The organism is Streptomyces aurantiogriseus (assembly GCF_014649375.1).
Lineage (GTDB): Bacteria > Actinomycetota > Actinomycetes > Streptomycetales > Streptomycetaceae > Streptomyces > Streptomyces aurantiogriseus.
In genome coordinates this window covers 420,469-434,973 of sequence record NZ_BMSX01000002.1, presented here as the reverse complement: position 1 = coordinate 434,973, position 14,505 = coordinate 420,469, and the positions used below count along the sequence as shown (strand labels likewise).

Sequence of the window (14,505 nt, the reverse complement as noted above, 5' to 3'; positions counted from 1 at the left end):
AAGGGATCAGCGTCGTGGGAACGATGCCTTACCTCGTGCTTTCATGAGCGGGCCGTCGATCAGATCGCCGACCACGGCGACAAGTCCGGCTGGGTCGAGTTGCTGGTGTCCACGACCTTTTGAGCGAAGCCGCGGCCGAAGGTCGGCGCGGAACAGGCGTTTCCAGGCGTACCTGCACCGGGGCTGCTGGTCGTGTTGCCCGGCCTGGACGGCCCTTGCCCGCCAAGACGCCCCGCCCAGCAACACGGGCTCCGACCCGGCCATCCCAGCCGCTGTCAGCCCGCTCTCCGCACGGACACGCCGGACAATACTTTTGATGCGCTCCGAGGCAAGAAAACATAGCCCCTGACCTGCGAAAGTAAAGAGCGGCAGACGAGTCGGGCTGTACGCCGGGTTCTGTTCGAGACGGAGCCAAGATCACACATGCAGATCGCCCATCCCACAGCCAAGGCGTCAGCGGCCTGCCGCTCGTGCACGACGACATCGCCAGGAACGCACTTCGAAGTCGTGAACAGCCCTCGCCCCTCCCTCCTCCGACAAGAGGCCCAGACAGGGGCGAGCCCAGCCGTTCACGGCGGCCCTCACCACCTCAACTTGCCCCGCCCGCTGCCCCAACCCACTTCTGCGAGGACACCAGCCGCTGTGCCGTGCAGCCGTCCACTTCTCCCCACGCGGATCGATCCTGCCTGCCACCTCCCTGACCTGCGATAACCCAGCCAGGTACGCCAAGACGGGCCAATTCGACCCGGATTCGACCCGGCACGCCCTTGCGACAGCACTGACCACTTTTGAACTGCGAGAATGCAGGTTCTGCCGGTGTACCGCTCAAGAACCGGCAAAAATTGGTGCGTTCACCTACAAGAATCCTGCTTCCAGACAATTACGGCAGCACCACGATCGGACGTGCTCGCCAAACACATCAGCGGCCACCTCAGGAGTGATCCACCCAGCGGCGTCACTCCGCAGCCCCTGCCAGTGATGAACAAGACCCACGACAAGGCCCTGACCAGCTCTTTCACAGAGATACTTCCGCCTGGCAGAAGCAGCCTTGCGCGGCAACCACAGCCGTCAGGACGCTAAGTCCAACCACGGCACGCGGGGCGACGACGCCCCGCCGACAGGGACGGGAACCCCCATGCCTCACATGACCGCCTTCGCCAGGAACCAGTGGTACGTCGCCGCCTACAGCCACGAGGTCGGGCGCGAGTTGCTGGGCCGGACGATCCTCGGCGAGCCGCTCGTCTTCTACCGCACCGAGGACGAGGGCACCCCGGTCGCCCTGCACGACCGCTGTGTGCACCGCCGCTACCCGCTCTCGCAGAGCGGTCTCGACGGTGACCGGATCGTGTGCGGCTACCACGGCTTCACGTACGACACGACCGGCGCCTGCGTGTACGTGCCGGGGCAGAAGCGCATCCCGCGCACCGCGCGCGTCGCCTCGTACCCCGTGGTCGAGCAGGACGCCCTGATCTGGGTGTGGATCGGCGACCCCGGGCTCGCCGACCCGCAGACCATCCCGCGCGCCCGCCACCTCGACTCCCCCGGCTGGGTCACGGTCCGGGGCATGGAGCCCATCGACGCCGACTACGGGCTGCTCGTCGACAACCTCCTCGACCTGTCCCACGAGACGTATCTGCACGGCGGCTACATCGGCACCCCCGAGGTCGCGGAGACGCCGATCACCACCGAAGTGGACGAGGGCGCGGGCATCGTGCGGGTGAGCCGGCACATGGACGACGCCGAGTGCCCGCCGTTCTACGCCCGTTCGACCGGCATCGAGGGACGGATCACGCGCTGGCAGGACATCGAGTACCACGCCCCCTGCCTGTACCTGCTGCACAGCCGGATCGCGCCGGTGGGCGTCCTGCCGGAGGCCGACGGCAGCGACCCGAACGGTTTCCACACCGAGATCACGTACGCGATCACCCCGTCGTCCGACGGCAAGGTGTACGACTTCTGGATGGTCTCGCGGGACTGGGCGACGGACGACGACGAGGTCACCGAGTTCCTGCGCGGCAACAACCACACCGTCGTCATGCAGGACGTCGACGCACTCAACCTGCTGCAGAAGACGCTCGGCACCGAGCGCACCGGCTACCAGGAGCTGAGCATCAACATCGACACCGGCGGTCTGGCCGCCCGCCGTATCCTCGCCCGGCTGGTCGAGGAGGGCGACAAGCCCGTGGAGAAGGTCCTGTGAGCAGCCCGTCCTCGGCGGGGCCGCGCGAGATCTACCGCATCGACTGGCTGCCGGGCACCGACATCCTGCACGGAACCTGTCACTGCGGCGCCGAGCACACGGCTCAGGACCCGATCGAGATGTGGGAGTGGATGCTCGGCCACCCCGAAGGACACCAGCCGGGAGCCCAGCGGGGACCCCTGCCGCAAGGAAGCGACTCATGACCGTGTACGAAGCCGAACTGGTCGTCGCCGGCACGGAGCCGGCAGCCGACGGCGTGCTCGCGCTCACCCTGCGCCACCCGCTGGGCGAGCCGCTGCCCGCCTGGGAGCCGGGCGCCCACGTCGATCTCGTCCTCGGCCCGGAGCTGGAGCGCCAGTACTCGCTGTGCGGCGACCCGGCGGACCGTGCCGCCTGGCGGGTCGCGGTGCTCCGGGAGCCCGCGGGACGGGGCGGATCCGCCTTCGTGCACGAGCAGTTGGGTCCGGGCGACAAGGTGCGGGTGCGCGGCCCGCGCAACCACTTCGCCCTGCGGCCGGCGCCCCGCTACCGCTTCATCGCGGGCGGCATCGGCATCACCCCCATCCTGCCGATGCTCGCGGCCGCCGAGGCGGCGGGCGCCGAGTGGACCCTCCTCTACGGCGGCCGCTCCCGCGACTCCATGGCGTTCACCGAGGAGTTGGCGCGCTACGGCGACCGGGTCACCCTCGCCCCGCAGGACGAGACCGGACTGCTCGACCTCGGAGCGGTGCTGGACGCGCTGCCCGAGGGGACGCTCGTGTACTGCTGCGGTCCGGGCGCGTTGCTCGACGCGGTCGAGGAGCGGTGTCCGTCCGGCGCGCTGCACGTCGAGCGGTTCCAGCCGAAGGAGCAACAGACCGGCGATGACGCCGAGTTCGAGGTCGAGCTGGCGCAGAGCGGCCGTACGGTGACCGTCGCGGCGGGCGTGTCCGTGCTGGACGCCGTCCGGGATGCCGGGGTCGAGGTGCTCTTCTCCTGCACGGAGGGGACGTGCGGCACCTGTGAGACGGACGTGCTGGAAGGCACCCCCGAGCACCGGGACTCCGTCCTCACCCCGGAGGAGCGGGAGGCCGGGGAGACGATGATGATCTGCGTGTCGCGGTGCCGGGGGAAGCGGCTCGTCCTGGATCTCTAGCGGAGGCGGAGAAGTGTACGGCCGGCGTGGACGGCGAGGTCCATGCCGGCCACCGGAGAACCTCCGCCCCAACTGTCAACAATTTTGTCAGCCAAGACCGTTGACCCCGCCGAACGCGCGGCTCTACGTTCCCTGCACGCCAGTTGAGCACTACTGTGCGGTGTGCGCACAGCCTGTCGGAACACGTTTGTCTGCACAGGAGGAGCCTTGCGTCGTCTGTTCGCCGGTCTCGCGGCCGGCACCTTCCTGCTCGCCACGGCGGCCTGTGGCTCGTCCGACGGCTCCGGTTCGTCGGGCCGGGCCACGTCGTCCGGGGGCACCATCACCGTCGAACTCGGGCTCATTCCCATCGTCGACGTGGCGCCCGTCTACCTCGGCGTGAAGAAGGGCTTTTACGCCAAGCACGGCCTGAAGCTGTCGATCACGACCGCGCAGGGCGGCGCGGCGATCGTGCCGGGTGTCGTCAGCGGCCAGTTCAAGTTCGGCTTCAGCAACATGACCTCCCTCATGGTCGCCCAGTCCAACAGCGTTCCCGTGCAGGCCGTCGCGAACGGCATCGCCTCGACGGGCGTGCGGGGCAAGGACTTCGAGGCGCTCACCGTGAAGAAGGGCAGCCCGATCAAGTCCGCCGGGGACCTGGAGGGCAAGAAGGTCGCCATCAACACCCTGAAGAACATCAACGAGACGGCGGTCCGCGCGTCCGTGGCCAAGGCGGGCGGCGACCCGGACAAGGTGGAGTTCGTCGAGCTGCCCTTCGACCAGATGCCCGCCGCCCTCGACAGCGGGCGGATCGACGCCGCGATGGTCGTCGAGCCCGCCCTCGCGACCGTCAAGTCCCAGGGCGGGGTGGAGATCGCCTCACCGATGGTCGACGTCTCCCCGAACCTCACCGTCGCCATGTACTTCACCTCCACCCAGTACGCCCAGCAGAGCCCGGACGTGGTGAAGAAGTTCCAGCAGGCCACGGCCGAGTCCCTCGCCTACGCCGACGCCCACCCGGACGAGGTCCGCCAGATCATCACCACCTACACCAAGATCCCGCCCTCACTGCTGGAGCAGGTGACGCTGCCCAAGTGGCCCGCCGAGGCGAACCGTTCGTCCATCGAGGACCTGATGAAGCTGGGCCACGAGGACGGCCTGTTCAAGACGAGCCCCGACCTCGACAAGCTGCTGCCGTGAAAGGCGTGAACCTCGCCCTCGGTGCGGCCGGGCTCGCGGCCTTCCTCGCCCTCGGCGAGGCGGTGCCGCGGCTCGGCCTGGTCAAGGAGGCCTACTTCCCGCCGACCAGCCGCATCGCCGACGCCCTCGGTGACGAACTCGCCGACAGCGCCTTCTGGACCGCCCTCGGCGACACCCTCACCGGCTGGGCCCTCGGCCTGGCGATCGCGGTCGGCGCGGGCATCGTGGCCGGTGTGGTGATCTCCGTCGTCCCCCACCTCCGCGAAGCGACGGCGTCGACGATCGAGTTCCTCCGCCCGATCCCCTCGGTCGCCCTCATCCCCCTCGCGGTCCTGCTGTACGGCACCGAACTGCGCTCGGTCCTCCTCCTCGTCGTCTACGCCTCCTTCTGGCAGATCCTGATCCAGGTCCTGTACGGCGTCCAGGACGTCGACCCGGTCGCGGAGGAGACGGCCCGCTCCTACGGCCTCGGCACCTGGGCACGGATCCGGCACGTCCTGTGGCCGACCGCGCTGCCGTACGTCATGACCGGCGTGCGGCTCGCGGCAGCGGTCGCGCTGATCCTCGCGATCACCGCCGAACTGGTCATCGGCGCACCGGGGCTGGGCGCGCGCATCGCGGTCGCGCAGACCTCACAGGCCGTGCCCGAGATGTACGCGCTGATCGTGGTCGCGGGGCTGCTGGGCCTGCTGATCAACGTGGGCGCGCGGACCGTGGAGCGGCGGGCGCTGGCCTGGCACCAGTCGGTGCGCGGGGAGGTGGCGGTGTGAGAGGCCTCCTGATGCGCCTGGGGTACGTGCTCGCCCTGCCGGCCGTGCTGGTCGCGGTGTGGTGGGTGGCGTCCGACGACAGCACCGACGTGTACTGGCCACCCCTGCGGACCATCCTGGAGACCTTCCCGGACGTGTGGACGGGCGAGCGGCTGCGTGCGGACGTGCTGCCGAGCGTGCTGCGGCTCGCGGGCGGCTACACGCTGGCGGCCGTCGCCGGGATCGCGCTGGGCACGGTCATCGGCTCGCACCGGCGGGTGCGGGCGGTGTGCGAACCGGTCCTGGAGTTCCTGCGGGCGGTGCCGCCGCCCGTGCTGGTGCCGGTCATCATGCTCTTTGCCGGCATCGGCGACACCATGAAGGTCGTGGTGATCGCGGCCGGCTGCGTGTGGCCCGTGCTGCTCAACACCGTCGAGGGCGTACGGGCGGTGGACCCGGTGATGACGGAGACCGCCCGCTCGTACGGCATCACGGGCCTGGCACGCCTGAGGGATCTCGTGCTGCCCTCGGCGAGCCCGCAGATCTTCGCGGGCCTGCGCCAGGCCCTGTCCATCGGGATCATCCTCATGGTCATCAGCGAGATGTTCGCCGCCAGCAACGGCCTCGGCTTCACCATCGTGCAGTTCCAGCGCGGCTTCGCCATCCCCGGCATGTGGACCGGGATCCTCGTCCTCGGCCTGCTGGGCTTCGTCCTGTCGGTCCTCTTCCAGCTGGTCGAGCGGCGCGTGCTCGGCTGGTACCACGGTCTGCGCGCCTCCACCCGGCGGTCCCGGTGACGTCTTCGAAAGGGCGGATCATGCTCGACGTACGCGGCCTGAAGAAGGTCTACGAGGGATCCGGGCGGCGGGTGGAGGCGGTGCGCGACCTCACCTTCACGGTCGGCGCGGGCGAACTCGTCTGTCTCGTCGGCCCGTCGGGCTGCGGCAAGACGACGCTGCTGAAGTGCATGGGCGGCCTGCTGGCACCCACGGCCGGTGAAGTCCTGCTGGAGGGGCGGCAGGTGACGGGGCCGCCGCCCGGGATGGCGTTCGTGTTCCAGGAGTACGGGCGGAGTCTGTTCCCGTGGATGCGGGTCGGCGAGAACGTCGAACTCCCGCTGAAGCAGAAGGGGTTGAGCAAGGCGCGGCGACGGGACCTGGTCGCCGACGCCCTGAGGTCGGTAGGACTCGCGGACGCCTCTTCCGCGTACCCCTGGCAGCTGTCCGGCGGCATGCAGCAGCGGGTGGCGATCGCCAGGGCCCTCGCCTACGAGCCCCGCGTCCTGCTGATGGACGAGCCGTTCGCGGCCGTGGACGCGCAGACCCGCGCCGACCTGGAGGACCTCGTACGGGGCCTGTGGCGGGAGCGCGGAATCACCATCCTGTTCGTCACCCACGACATCGACGAGGCCGTGTACCTGGGCGAGCGGGTGGTCGTCCTGTCCGCCTCACCGACCGTCGTACAGGAACAGCTGAAGGTCGATCTCCCGCCGGACCGTGACCAGCTGCACACCCGGGTCGCCCCGCGCTTCGCCGAGCTGCGCACGCATGTGTACGAGCAGATCCAGGCGGCGAAGCGCGGTGTGCAGCTCGGCGGCACACCCCTGGAGGCAGCCCCGATGGACGCGCCTCCCCCGCTCAAGGACGGTCTTCGCTGACCTGGGCGCCGTCGGCGACCTGAACGCCGACGGTGCCCGGTCAGGCCTCGGGGGCCGGGACCACCCTGAGGTGTCCCGCGGTGCGGCGGGCACGGCGTGCCCTGCGGGGCGCGGGAGCCGGGGCCTCGCGCAGCACCATCGTCAGCCGCGTGTATCCCATGTCCTGCAGGGTCCTCGGCGTCTCGCCGACGATACGGCACTCCGTGGCACCCCGGCGCGGATCCGGATGGCGCAGGGGCCGGACCGCCCCGTCGTGCTCGACGGCCTCCTCGCCGACCGCGCGGATCCAGTGCGGCAGGCCCTGCCGGTAGGCGGCCTCCATGATCGGATCCTGGGCGATCTCACGGCGGATCGCCTGGAGCCCGGGGTCGTGCCCGTGCCGTTCGAGGGCCGCCGCGAAGCGGGCCAGCATCGGCAGGCACCAGCTGGACTCATGGTCGCCGAGAACCGAGGACGCGTCGGGATGGAAGAGGACGAACCGGAGGAAGTTGTCGCCCGGCAGGGCGGTCGGATGCGGACCCACCTCCCGGAAGAGTGACCGGAAAGCGGTGTTGGCGAGGACGACATCCCAGCGGTGGTCCAGCACGACGGACGGGAAGGGCACGGCCTCCAGGTACGCGGCGTAGTCCAGGAGGTAGGCCTGGGCCTCGGGACTCTCGGGGACGGGCCGCGGTGCCGACCGCTGCCCACCTGCCTGATATGCCATCGGGAGGTCACCCCTCTTGCCTCTGCGGCCTTCACGCGGCGCCCCGATCCTGCTGCCCGGGCGCTTCACATGTCAACTATCGTGGCATTCCACGCTCGTTGACGGCTGAAATTGGCCACAGTTGTGGCGAGACCTGGATGTGAGTTCGAAAGACCCGCTACTCTCCGGTCAGTTCACGGCGATCGCGTGTGTGCCTGTGAGAGGGTCGTGAGAGACGTAGGAGACCTGTCGGTGACGGATGGCTTTCAGGTTCCGGGCGCCACGGCGACGGTGCTGCTGTCGGCCGTCGTCGCCCGCGTCACCGCGCTCGCCGACCGGCTCGGCGTGCCGCACGCGGAGGTCTTCCACACCGGACGGCTCTCCGTCGCCTCCGGCGTCCCCGAGCCCGTCGTCAAGGCCCTGCTGAGCGGGCGCCCGGCCGGCGAACCGGACGTACAGGCCCGGTTCCTGCAACGGCTGGACCTGCTGCGCCGCACCCGGCTCAAGCCCAACGGGCGCAAGTACACCCAGCAGGAGATCGCCGACGGCGCCGGTATGTCGCGGCAGCAGGCGGGCGCCCTCATCAACGGCGACCGCCGCCCCACGATGGAGCACTGCGACGCCCTCCAGCGCTTCTTCCGCGTCCACGCCGGCTTCCTCACGGCCGAGGACCCCGAGGCCCTCGCGGGCGCCCTCCAGCACATCGAACAGGAGCTGCTGCAGAAGCTCGCCGCCCGGGAGGCGGCCGCGGCCGCCGAGGACCCGCTGGAGCGGCTGCTGCAGGACCACGGTGTGCGCGGGATCGCCTGGCGGGCCGCGCAGTTGCCCACCGACCAGCACCGGGACAAGGTCGCCGAGTGGCTGGACATGCTCCTGGAGAGCGTGAAGCGGCCCGAGTCGTGATCCGGGAGATAACTGTGGGCATCGCCAAGGACATGCGCCGCCTGTGCGACGAGCTGGTCGCGGAGCTGACCCTCCCGGCCCCGGCCGCACCGGCCGACCTGTACACCGCCCTGTGCGACGGCATGAGCAGACGCCGCGGCCGCCCCGTCCACTTCCGTACGGCCCCTTTCCCGCCCGGCACCGCCAGCGGGCTGTGGCTCGACATGACCGACCAGGACCTCGTCGTCATCGAGGAACGCACCGCGCCCGACCACCAGTTGGTGATCCTCGGTCACGAGCTGTGGCACATGAAGGCGGGCCACTGCAGTCACCACGTCGAGGGTGCCGCCGTCGCCGCCCGTTTACTGCACGACGGGGCGGACCTCCAGGCGACGGTCCACAAGGTCGCCGCCCGCACCCGCTTCGACCAGGCCGACGAGCGGGACGCCGAACGCTTCGGGCTGCTGCTGGCCAGCAAGTGCCGCGCCTGGCTGGCGGGTTCGTCGGGGCGAGGGCGCGGCCAGCGGGACCATCTGGCGGGGCGGATCGAGGCGTCGCTGGGGTATCTGGGGCGGCAGAAGCGGGGCGGGGCCTGAGGATCGGCGGATCGGGGCGCGAGCGGCCTCGGTCGTCGATCGACCGTCGCCGGTCGACGGTCACCGGTCACCGGTCACCGGTCGACAGTCACCGGTCGACAGTCACCGGTCGACGGACACCGGTCGCAGATCGACTGTCACCGGTGGCCGACCGACGGTCGCCGGTTGTCGGTTGCCGGTCGCTTGTAGACAGTCACCTGTCGCCTGTCGTCCGCCGCCTGCCGTGGACCCGTCTCCGGTCACCTGTAGACAGTCGTCAGTCGTCTGGCGCCCGCCATCATCGGACTGTCGTCGGTCGTCGGCCGCCCGTAGACAGTCGCCTCCCGTCACCGAGGCCGTCGGCGATCCGCCGAAAGCCCTTCACCCCAGCGTAGGGACGGTTTTCCCCAGGGGTTTCCCCGAGGTTCCACCTCGGCTAAGCGGGCGAACCGAGGTGGAGCGAGACCGGATTGTCAGTGGTGGACGGCAAGCTGGGAGGTGCGCCGCCGCATGGGGGGCGTACGCGCCGTCAGGGCGCGTGGGAGACGACGCCGACACGGGGAGAGCCGACCGATGCCCACTGCCGTACTGACCGACCGCGAGCGCACCGCCGTCCAGGCCTACCTGCGCCTGCTCCACACCGTCAGAGCCGCCTTCGGCGACGACACCGGCGACCCGCCCCACGACCGTTTCCCCCCGGTGGTCCCACCCACCGTCCTGGCCGAGGCGGAACAGGCCCTGGCGGCCGCAGGCCTGACGGGCAACGAGGAGGAGTTCTTCCGCCTGCTGCACAGCTGGTGCCCGGAGAGATGACGGGGTGACGAGCGGGCCCGGGCGTGCGGGGAAGCGCGTCCGGGCGCCCGTCCGTGACGAGGCCGACTGCAGGGCTCAGGCGTGCGGCACCGCGACGGCCGTCGCCACCAGCCCCTGGCCCACGGTCCAGCGGCCGTCGAAGTGGCCGAGCCTGCGGTCGCCGAGAAGAGGGCCGGGGACGAGGAGACGGGCTCGGAAGGTGCCGCCGGAGCCGTTCGCGAGGCCCGCGTCGATGTCGATGTCGGCCTCGCTGAAGTCCAGCCACTTTCGGGTGAGGGGGAACCACGCCTTGTAGACGGATTCCTTGGCGCTGAACAGCAGCCGGTCCCAGTGGATCTCGGGGCGGTCCGCGGCCAGGCCGCGAAGCCGTTCGGCCTCGGCCGGCAGGGCAACGGCGGACAGGACACCCTCCGGGAGCGGCTGGTGGGGTTCGGCGTCGATGCCGAGGGAGGCCAGGTCGGCGGCGCGGACCAGCGCGGCGGCACCATAGCCGTCGCAGTGGGTCATGCTGCCGGTCAGCCCGGCCGGCCACTGCGGGGCACCGCGCTCGCCGGGCAGCACGGGCTGCACAGGCACCCCGAGCTTCTCCATGGCGCGCCGAGCGCAGGAGCGTACGACGGTGAACTCGCGCCGGCGCTTGGCGACGGCGCGCGCCACGAGCGCTTCTTCCTCCGGGTACAGCGGCCCGTCCCCGAACTCACGGACGCCGTCCTCGCCGTGGGCCTCCACGGCGACGACCGTCTCCGGCAGCAGCTCCTCGATCACGCGGATCCGTCCTTGGTCGGCAGGATGCGGCGCAGGCGCCCCGGCGGCTGCGGGCGCTTGCTCCACTCGCGGGGGTAGCCCACCGACACCTCCTCGAAGCGGACGCCCTCGTGCCAGGTGATCCGCGGGATGTGCAGATGGCCGTAGACCATGGCGGCGACGCGGAAGCGGCGGTGCCAGTCCGCGGTCAGCGCCGTGCCGCACCACATGGCGAACTCGGGATACCACAGGACGTCCGTGGGGTGCCGGTCCAGCGGGTAGTGGTTGACGAGGACCGTGGGCAGGCCGGACGGCAGGGCGGCCAGCCGGCGTTCCGTCTCCGCGACACGGGCCCGGCACCAGTCCTCGCGGGTCGGGTACGGGTCGGGGTGCAGCAGGTACTCGTCGTTGCAGACCACCCCGGTCCGGTGCGCGTACGCCAGCCCCTCCTCCTTGGTGGCGCAGCCGGCCGGCAGGAACGAGTAGTCGTACAGCAGGAACAGCGGAGCGACCGCCACCGGGCCGCCGGGGCCCTCCCACACCGGGTAGGGGTCCTCGGGGGTGATCACGCCGAGGTCGCGGCACAGTTCGACGAGGTGCTCGTAACGGGCGACCCCGCGCAGGGTGACGGTGTCCTTGGGGTGGGTCCACAGTTCGTGGTTGCCGGGCGCCCAGACGACCTTGCGGAAGCGGCTCGCGAGCGTCTTCAGCGTCCATCCGATGTCGGCGACGCTCTCGGAGACGTCACCGGCCACGAGCAGCCAGTCGTCGTCGGACTCCGGGACCATGCGCTCGACCAGAGCGCGGTTCTCCGGATATCCGATGTGCAGATCGCTGATGGCCAGCAGCTGTCCGGCACCACCGGCCGTCGACGTCACGTCCGCTCCCCCGCTCGTGCACGCGCGCCCCGGACGAACACACGAATGGCACCACGACAACACATTCCCGCGCGTGGGACAAGGCGTCATTACCCGACACCCGGATCGACCTGAACATGATCGGGAAATCCGTAACACGCGCGTTGCACGCGGCACCCCCGGGACGCCGTATGATCGCCCCAACACCACCGCCATGAACGTCCCTTCGCACGGGGCGGTTTGGTGTCCCTCCATCCACCCTGCCCGGGCACGGGCCTGCTTCGCCCTGCCCGCGAACCCTTGAAAGGCGGCCTGCATGGTCTCTCGCGTACGCGTCTGGCTCAACCGCACGTACGCGGAGAACGTGTTCTTCATGGATCAGCTGCGGCGAAATCCCAGCGACCGCGCCGTCGAGATCCATGCCACGCACGGGGACGCCGACTCACCCGTCCTGGCCGCCGCCGACACCGCCGACCTGGAGCCGGAGGGCCTGTCCCCGGCCGCGTACGTGGAGTACGCGCTCGACCAGTGCGCGCGGCGCGGCATCGACGTGTTCGTGCCCCGGCTGCACCAGGCGGCGATCGTGGCGCACCGCGCGGACTTCGCGGCGGCCGGCACGGCACTGCTGGCGCCGCCGCCCGAGGCGGTGGCCGTCTTCCACGACAAGGTGATCGCCTACGAGGCCGTCCAGGCGATCGGGGCGCCCGTGCCGCCGTGGTGGCGGGTGCGAACGGCCGACGAACTCGTCGCCGCCGTCGAGGAGCTGGAGGCCGGCGGCCACAAGGCGTGCTTCAAGCCCGCGTCCGGCGCGGGCGGCGTGGGCTTCCGCGTGATCACGCGCGCCCCCTTCTCGCTCATGCACCTCAACGGCTTCCCGAGCCCCTACGTCCAGCTGGACCTGGTCGTCGAGACGCTGAGGCAGGCGGACGAGCCGGTGGACTGGCTGGTGATGCCCCGTCTGGAGCAGCCCGAGGTGTCCGTGGACTGCCTCACCGGCCCCGACAACCGGGTCCGCCTGGCCATCGGCCGCACCAAGAACGGCCGCCGCCGGGGTTTCACCCTCCAGGAGCAGTGGCTGGAGCCGGCCAAGCGGATCGCCGAGGGCTTCGGTCTGCACTACCTGTCCAACATCCAGTTCCGGATGTTCGGCGAGCAGCCGGTCCTGATGGACGTCAACACGCGTCCGGCCGGCGGCCTGCACCAGCTGTCCCTCTGCGGCGTCAACGCGCCGTGGGCGGCCGTGCAGTTGGCGCTCGGCGAGGACCCGGGCGAGATCGTGCCACCGTTCCTGGGGCAGGACTACACGGTGGTGTCGGGCCCGCGTCCGGTGCGGCCGGTGTCGCTGCCGCAGCAGCGGGTCGAGGAGACGGAGACGCTGCTGCCGGCGGTGCCGGCGCAGGCCGACTCCGTCCAGGACCAGGATCAGCCCCAGGCGCAGGTCCAGGCTTCCGCGGCGGCGGTGTTGCCGCTCTAGCCCACGCCCCTTCGTCGTACGAAGAAGTCCCCCGGACGAAAAATCCGGGGGCTTTTTTCCGCTCGGGGTGTATCAGGGCTCGAGGAGTGTGCTCTTAACGGTGTAACACCGAAGGCCCACGGAGGAACGACGGGGGATCACGGGGGATCACGGGGGACCTCCGTGGGAGGCACCAAGGCACCAGCGCACCGAGGAGCACAGGGGACCGACGGGGGAATCGGGGATCGACGGGGGATCCCCGGGGGAACGGGGGATCGGGCCGGTCGGCCGCTGTCACGGGGAGCGGCCGACCGGTCCGAAGCGTCAGAAGCGTCCCGCCCCCCGGTACAGCTCCAGCTCGCCGTCGAGTTCCACGGCGAGCACGGTGGCGTGCGGGTCGAGGTCGGACCCGGCGGGCGGGTCGATCCACAGCACCCCGACGGCCTCGTGCAGGCCGCCGACGACACGGTGGGCGAGTTCGGTGCCGGTACCGAGCACCGAGACCTTGCGGACCGGGGTGACCAGACCGCGGACGCCGATCTCGGCGCGCGGGATGTCGAACAGGGTGAGATAGAGGGTGCGGCGGTCGGCGGAGAGGGTGCTGGGCCCGTAGTGGTGCCCGGCCGGGAGCCCCCGGACCGTCCCGTACACGGCCTCGGCGTGCTTGCGGATCCACTCCCCCAGCCCTTCGAGGCGCTCCACCTGCGGCCGCGGGATGGTGCCGTCCTCCCTCGGACCGACGTCGAGCAGCAGGTTGCCGCCCCCGCCGATGGTCTCGGTGAAGTAGCGGACGAGCTGGGTGAGCGACTTGTGGTTGTGGTCGTGGTGCTGGTAGCCCCAGGAGTCGTTGATCGTCAGGCACAGCTCCCAGGGGCCCTCCGGCGGCACGATGGGGGCGCCCTGCTCCGGGGTGGCGTAGTCTCCCTCGCTGAGCATGCGGGCGTTGAACACGACGTCCGGGGAGTAGGAGCGGATCAGCGCGGCGAGTTCCTTGATGCGCCACTGTTCCTCGCTGCGGTCCCACTCGCCGTCGAACCACATCAGGTCGGGCCGGTAGCGGGAGGCCAGTTCGCGGATCTGGCCGTCGCGGTAGGCGAGGAAACGCTCCCAGGCCTCGAGGTCCTCGTCCTCGGCCGCGCACTCGGAGTAGCGGTTGTCCTCCATCTCCGGCGGGCGGCCCGGCTTGCGGGTGGTGGCGTAGTCGGGGTGGTTCCAGTCGGAGTGAGAGTAGTAGAGGCCGACCTTGAGGCCCTTCTCGCGCAGGGCCTCGGCGTAGCCGGAAATGTAGTCGTGGCCCAGGTTGAGGTCGCCGTACCGGGTGTCCCAGAGGGCGACACCGTCGTGGTGGCGGCTGGTGAGCACGGCGTACCTGGCGCCGGCGCGGGCGAAGAGGTCGGCCCAGGCGCGCGGGTCGTAGTGGGCGCCGGTGAAGCGGTCGAGCTGGGACATGTACCGGTCGTGCGGCACGATGTCGTCGTAGAACGACCAGGACTCCTGGACGCCGTCGACGGCGTAGATGCCCCAGTGGACGAAGATCCCCAGCTTGGCGTCGGTGAACCAGGGTTGCATGGCCATG

General features: G+C 70.5%; 15 protein-coding genes and 1 pseudogene. 11 read left to right on the top strand and 5 right to left on the bottom strand.

From position 1 onward, the window contains the following. Positions 1-15: 15 nt before the first annotated feature. Positions 16-149, bottom strand: a pseudogene (locus tag IE263_RS49920) (metallophosphoesterase); the annotation flags it as partial. 986 nt (positions 150-1,135) lie between these two features. On the opposite strand from IE263_RS49920, the gene IE263_RS05385 reads away from it, so the two are divergent. From IE263_RS05385 to IE263_RS05355, 7 genes are all read left to right on the top strand, one after another. Continuing rightward, entirely contained in the window at positions 1,136-2,200 is a 1,065-nt protein-coding gene (locus tag IE263_RS05385; protein WP_189932717.1) for an aromatic ring-hydroxylating dioxygenase subunit alpha, read from the top strand. Continuing rightward, on the top strand, positions 2,197-2,403 hold the full coding sequence (locus IE263_RS05380) for a hypothetical protein (protein ID WP_189932715.1): 207 nt from the start codon (positions 2,197-2,199) through the stop codon (positions 2,401-2,403). The genes IE263_RS05385 and IE263_RS05380 overlap by 4 nt, the downstream gene beginning before the upstream one ends. Then, complete coding sequence (locus IE263_RS05375; protein WP_189932713.1) at positions 2,400-3,335, top strand: PDR/VanB family oxidoreductase; 936 nt, start codon at positions 2,400-2,402, stop codon at positions 3,333-3,335. The genes IE263_RS05380 and IE263_RS05375 overlap by 4 nt, the downstream gene beginning before the upstream one ends. Before the next feature lie 207 nt (positions 3,336-3,542). Then, positions 3,543-4,514 carry an ABC transporter substrate-binding protein gene (locus tag IE263_RS05370; RefSeq protein ID WP_189932711.1) on the top strand — a complete coding sequence of 324 codons (972 nt, stop codon included), beginning with the start codon at positions 3,543-3,545 and terminating at the stop codon, positions 4,512-4,514. Further along, positions 4,511-5,284 (top strand): ABC transporter permease, encoded by a 774-nt coding sequence (locus IE263_RS05365; RefSeq protein WP_189932709.1) that lies wholly within the window; start codon positions 4,511-4,513, stop codon positions 5,282-5,284. Before IE263_RS05370 ends, IE263_RS05365 begins: the two co-directional genes overlap by 4 nt. Beyond that, positions 5,281-6,060: an ABC transporter permease gene (locus IE263_RS05360; protein ID WP_189932707.1), complete on the top strand. Its 780-nt coding sequence runs from the start codon at positions 5,281-5,283 to the stop codon at positions 6,058-6,060. Before IE263_RS05365 ends, IE263_RS05360 begins: the two co-directional genes overlap by 4 nt. Positions 6,061-6,080: 20 nt before the next feature. Then, positions 6,081-6,920: an ABC transporter ATP-binding protein gene (locus tag IE263_RS05355; RefSeq protein ID WP_189932705.1), complete on the top strand. Its 840-nt coding sequence runs from the start codon at positions 6,081-6,083 to the stop codon at positions 6,918-6,920. A gap of 40 nt (positions 6,921-6,960) precedes the next feature. Here IE263_RS05355 and IE263_RS05350 read toward each other — a convergent pair whose 3' ends face one another. Beyond that, positions 6,961-7,626 carry an MmyB family transcriptional regulator gene (locus tag IE263_RS05350; RefSeq protein ID WP_189932702.1) on the bottom strand — a complete coding sequence of 222 codons (666 nt, stop codon included), beginning with the start codon at positions 7,624-7,626 and terminating at the stop codon, positions 6,961-6,963. A 231-nt stretch (positions 7,627-7,857) separates the two neighbouring features. On the opposite strand from IE263_RS05350, the gene IE263_RS05345 reads away from it, so the two are divergent. From IE263_RS05345 to IE263_RS05335, 3 genes are all read left to right on the top strand, one after another. Then, positions 7,858-8,508 (top strand): helix-turn-helix domain-containing protein, encoded by a 651-nt coding sequence (locus IE263_RS05345; RefSeq protein ID WP_189932700.1) that lies wholly within the window; start codon positions 7,858-7,860, stop codon positions 8,506-8,508. Positions 8,509-8,540: 32 nt separating this feature from the next. Continuing rightward, positions 8,541-9,083 (top strand): toxin-antitoxin system, toxin component, encoded by a 543-nt coding sequence (locus IE263_RS05340; protein WP_189933191.1) that lies wholly within the window; start codon positions 8,541-8,543, stop codon positions 9,081-9,083. Between the two features lie 552 nt (positions 9,084-9,635). Next, a complete protein-coding gene (locus IE263_RS05335; protein WP_189932697.1) occupies positions 9,636-9,875 on the top strand; it encodes a hypothetical protein in 240 nt (79 codons plus the stop codon). 75 nt (positions 9,876-9,950) lie between these two features. Here IE263_RS05335 and IE263_RS05330 read toward each other — a convergent pair whose 3' ends face one another. Both IE263_RS05330 and IE263_RS05325 read right to left on the bottom strand, forming a co-directional pair. Continuing rightward, entirely contained in the window at positions 9,951-10,640 is a 690-nt protein-coding gene (locus IE263_RS05330; protein ID WP_189932695.1) for a 4'-phosphopantetheinyl transferase family protein, read from the bottom strand. Beyond that, positions 10,637-11,497: a metallophosphoesterase family protein gene (locus tag IE263_RS05325; RefSeq protein ID WP_189932693.1), complete on the bottom strand. Its 861-nt coding sequence runs from the start codon at positions 11,495-11,497 to the stop codon at positions 10,637-10,639. Before IE263_RS05325 ends, IE263_RS05330 begins: the two co-directional genes overlap by 4 nt. Before the next feature lie 295 nt (positions 11,498-11,792). Here IE263_RS05325 and IE263_RS05320 point away from each other — a divergent pair, with 295 nt between their 5' ends. After that, positions 11,793-12,950, top strand: coding sequence for an ATP-grasp domain-containing protein (locus tag IE263_RS05320; protein ID WP_189932690.1), 1,158 nt, complete (start codon positions 11,793-11,795; stop codon positions 12,948-12,950). 303 nt (positions 12,951-13,253) lie between these two features. Here the strand turns inward: IE263_RS05320 and IE263_RS05315 are convergent, their stop codons facing one another. After that, positions 13,254-14,504, bottom strand: a complete 1,251-nt coding sequence (locus IE263_RS05315; RefSeq protein ID WP_189932688.1) for an alpha-L-fucosidase — start codon at positions 14,502-14,504, stop codon at positions 13,254-13,256. Position 14,505: the final 1 nt, after the last annotated feature.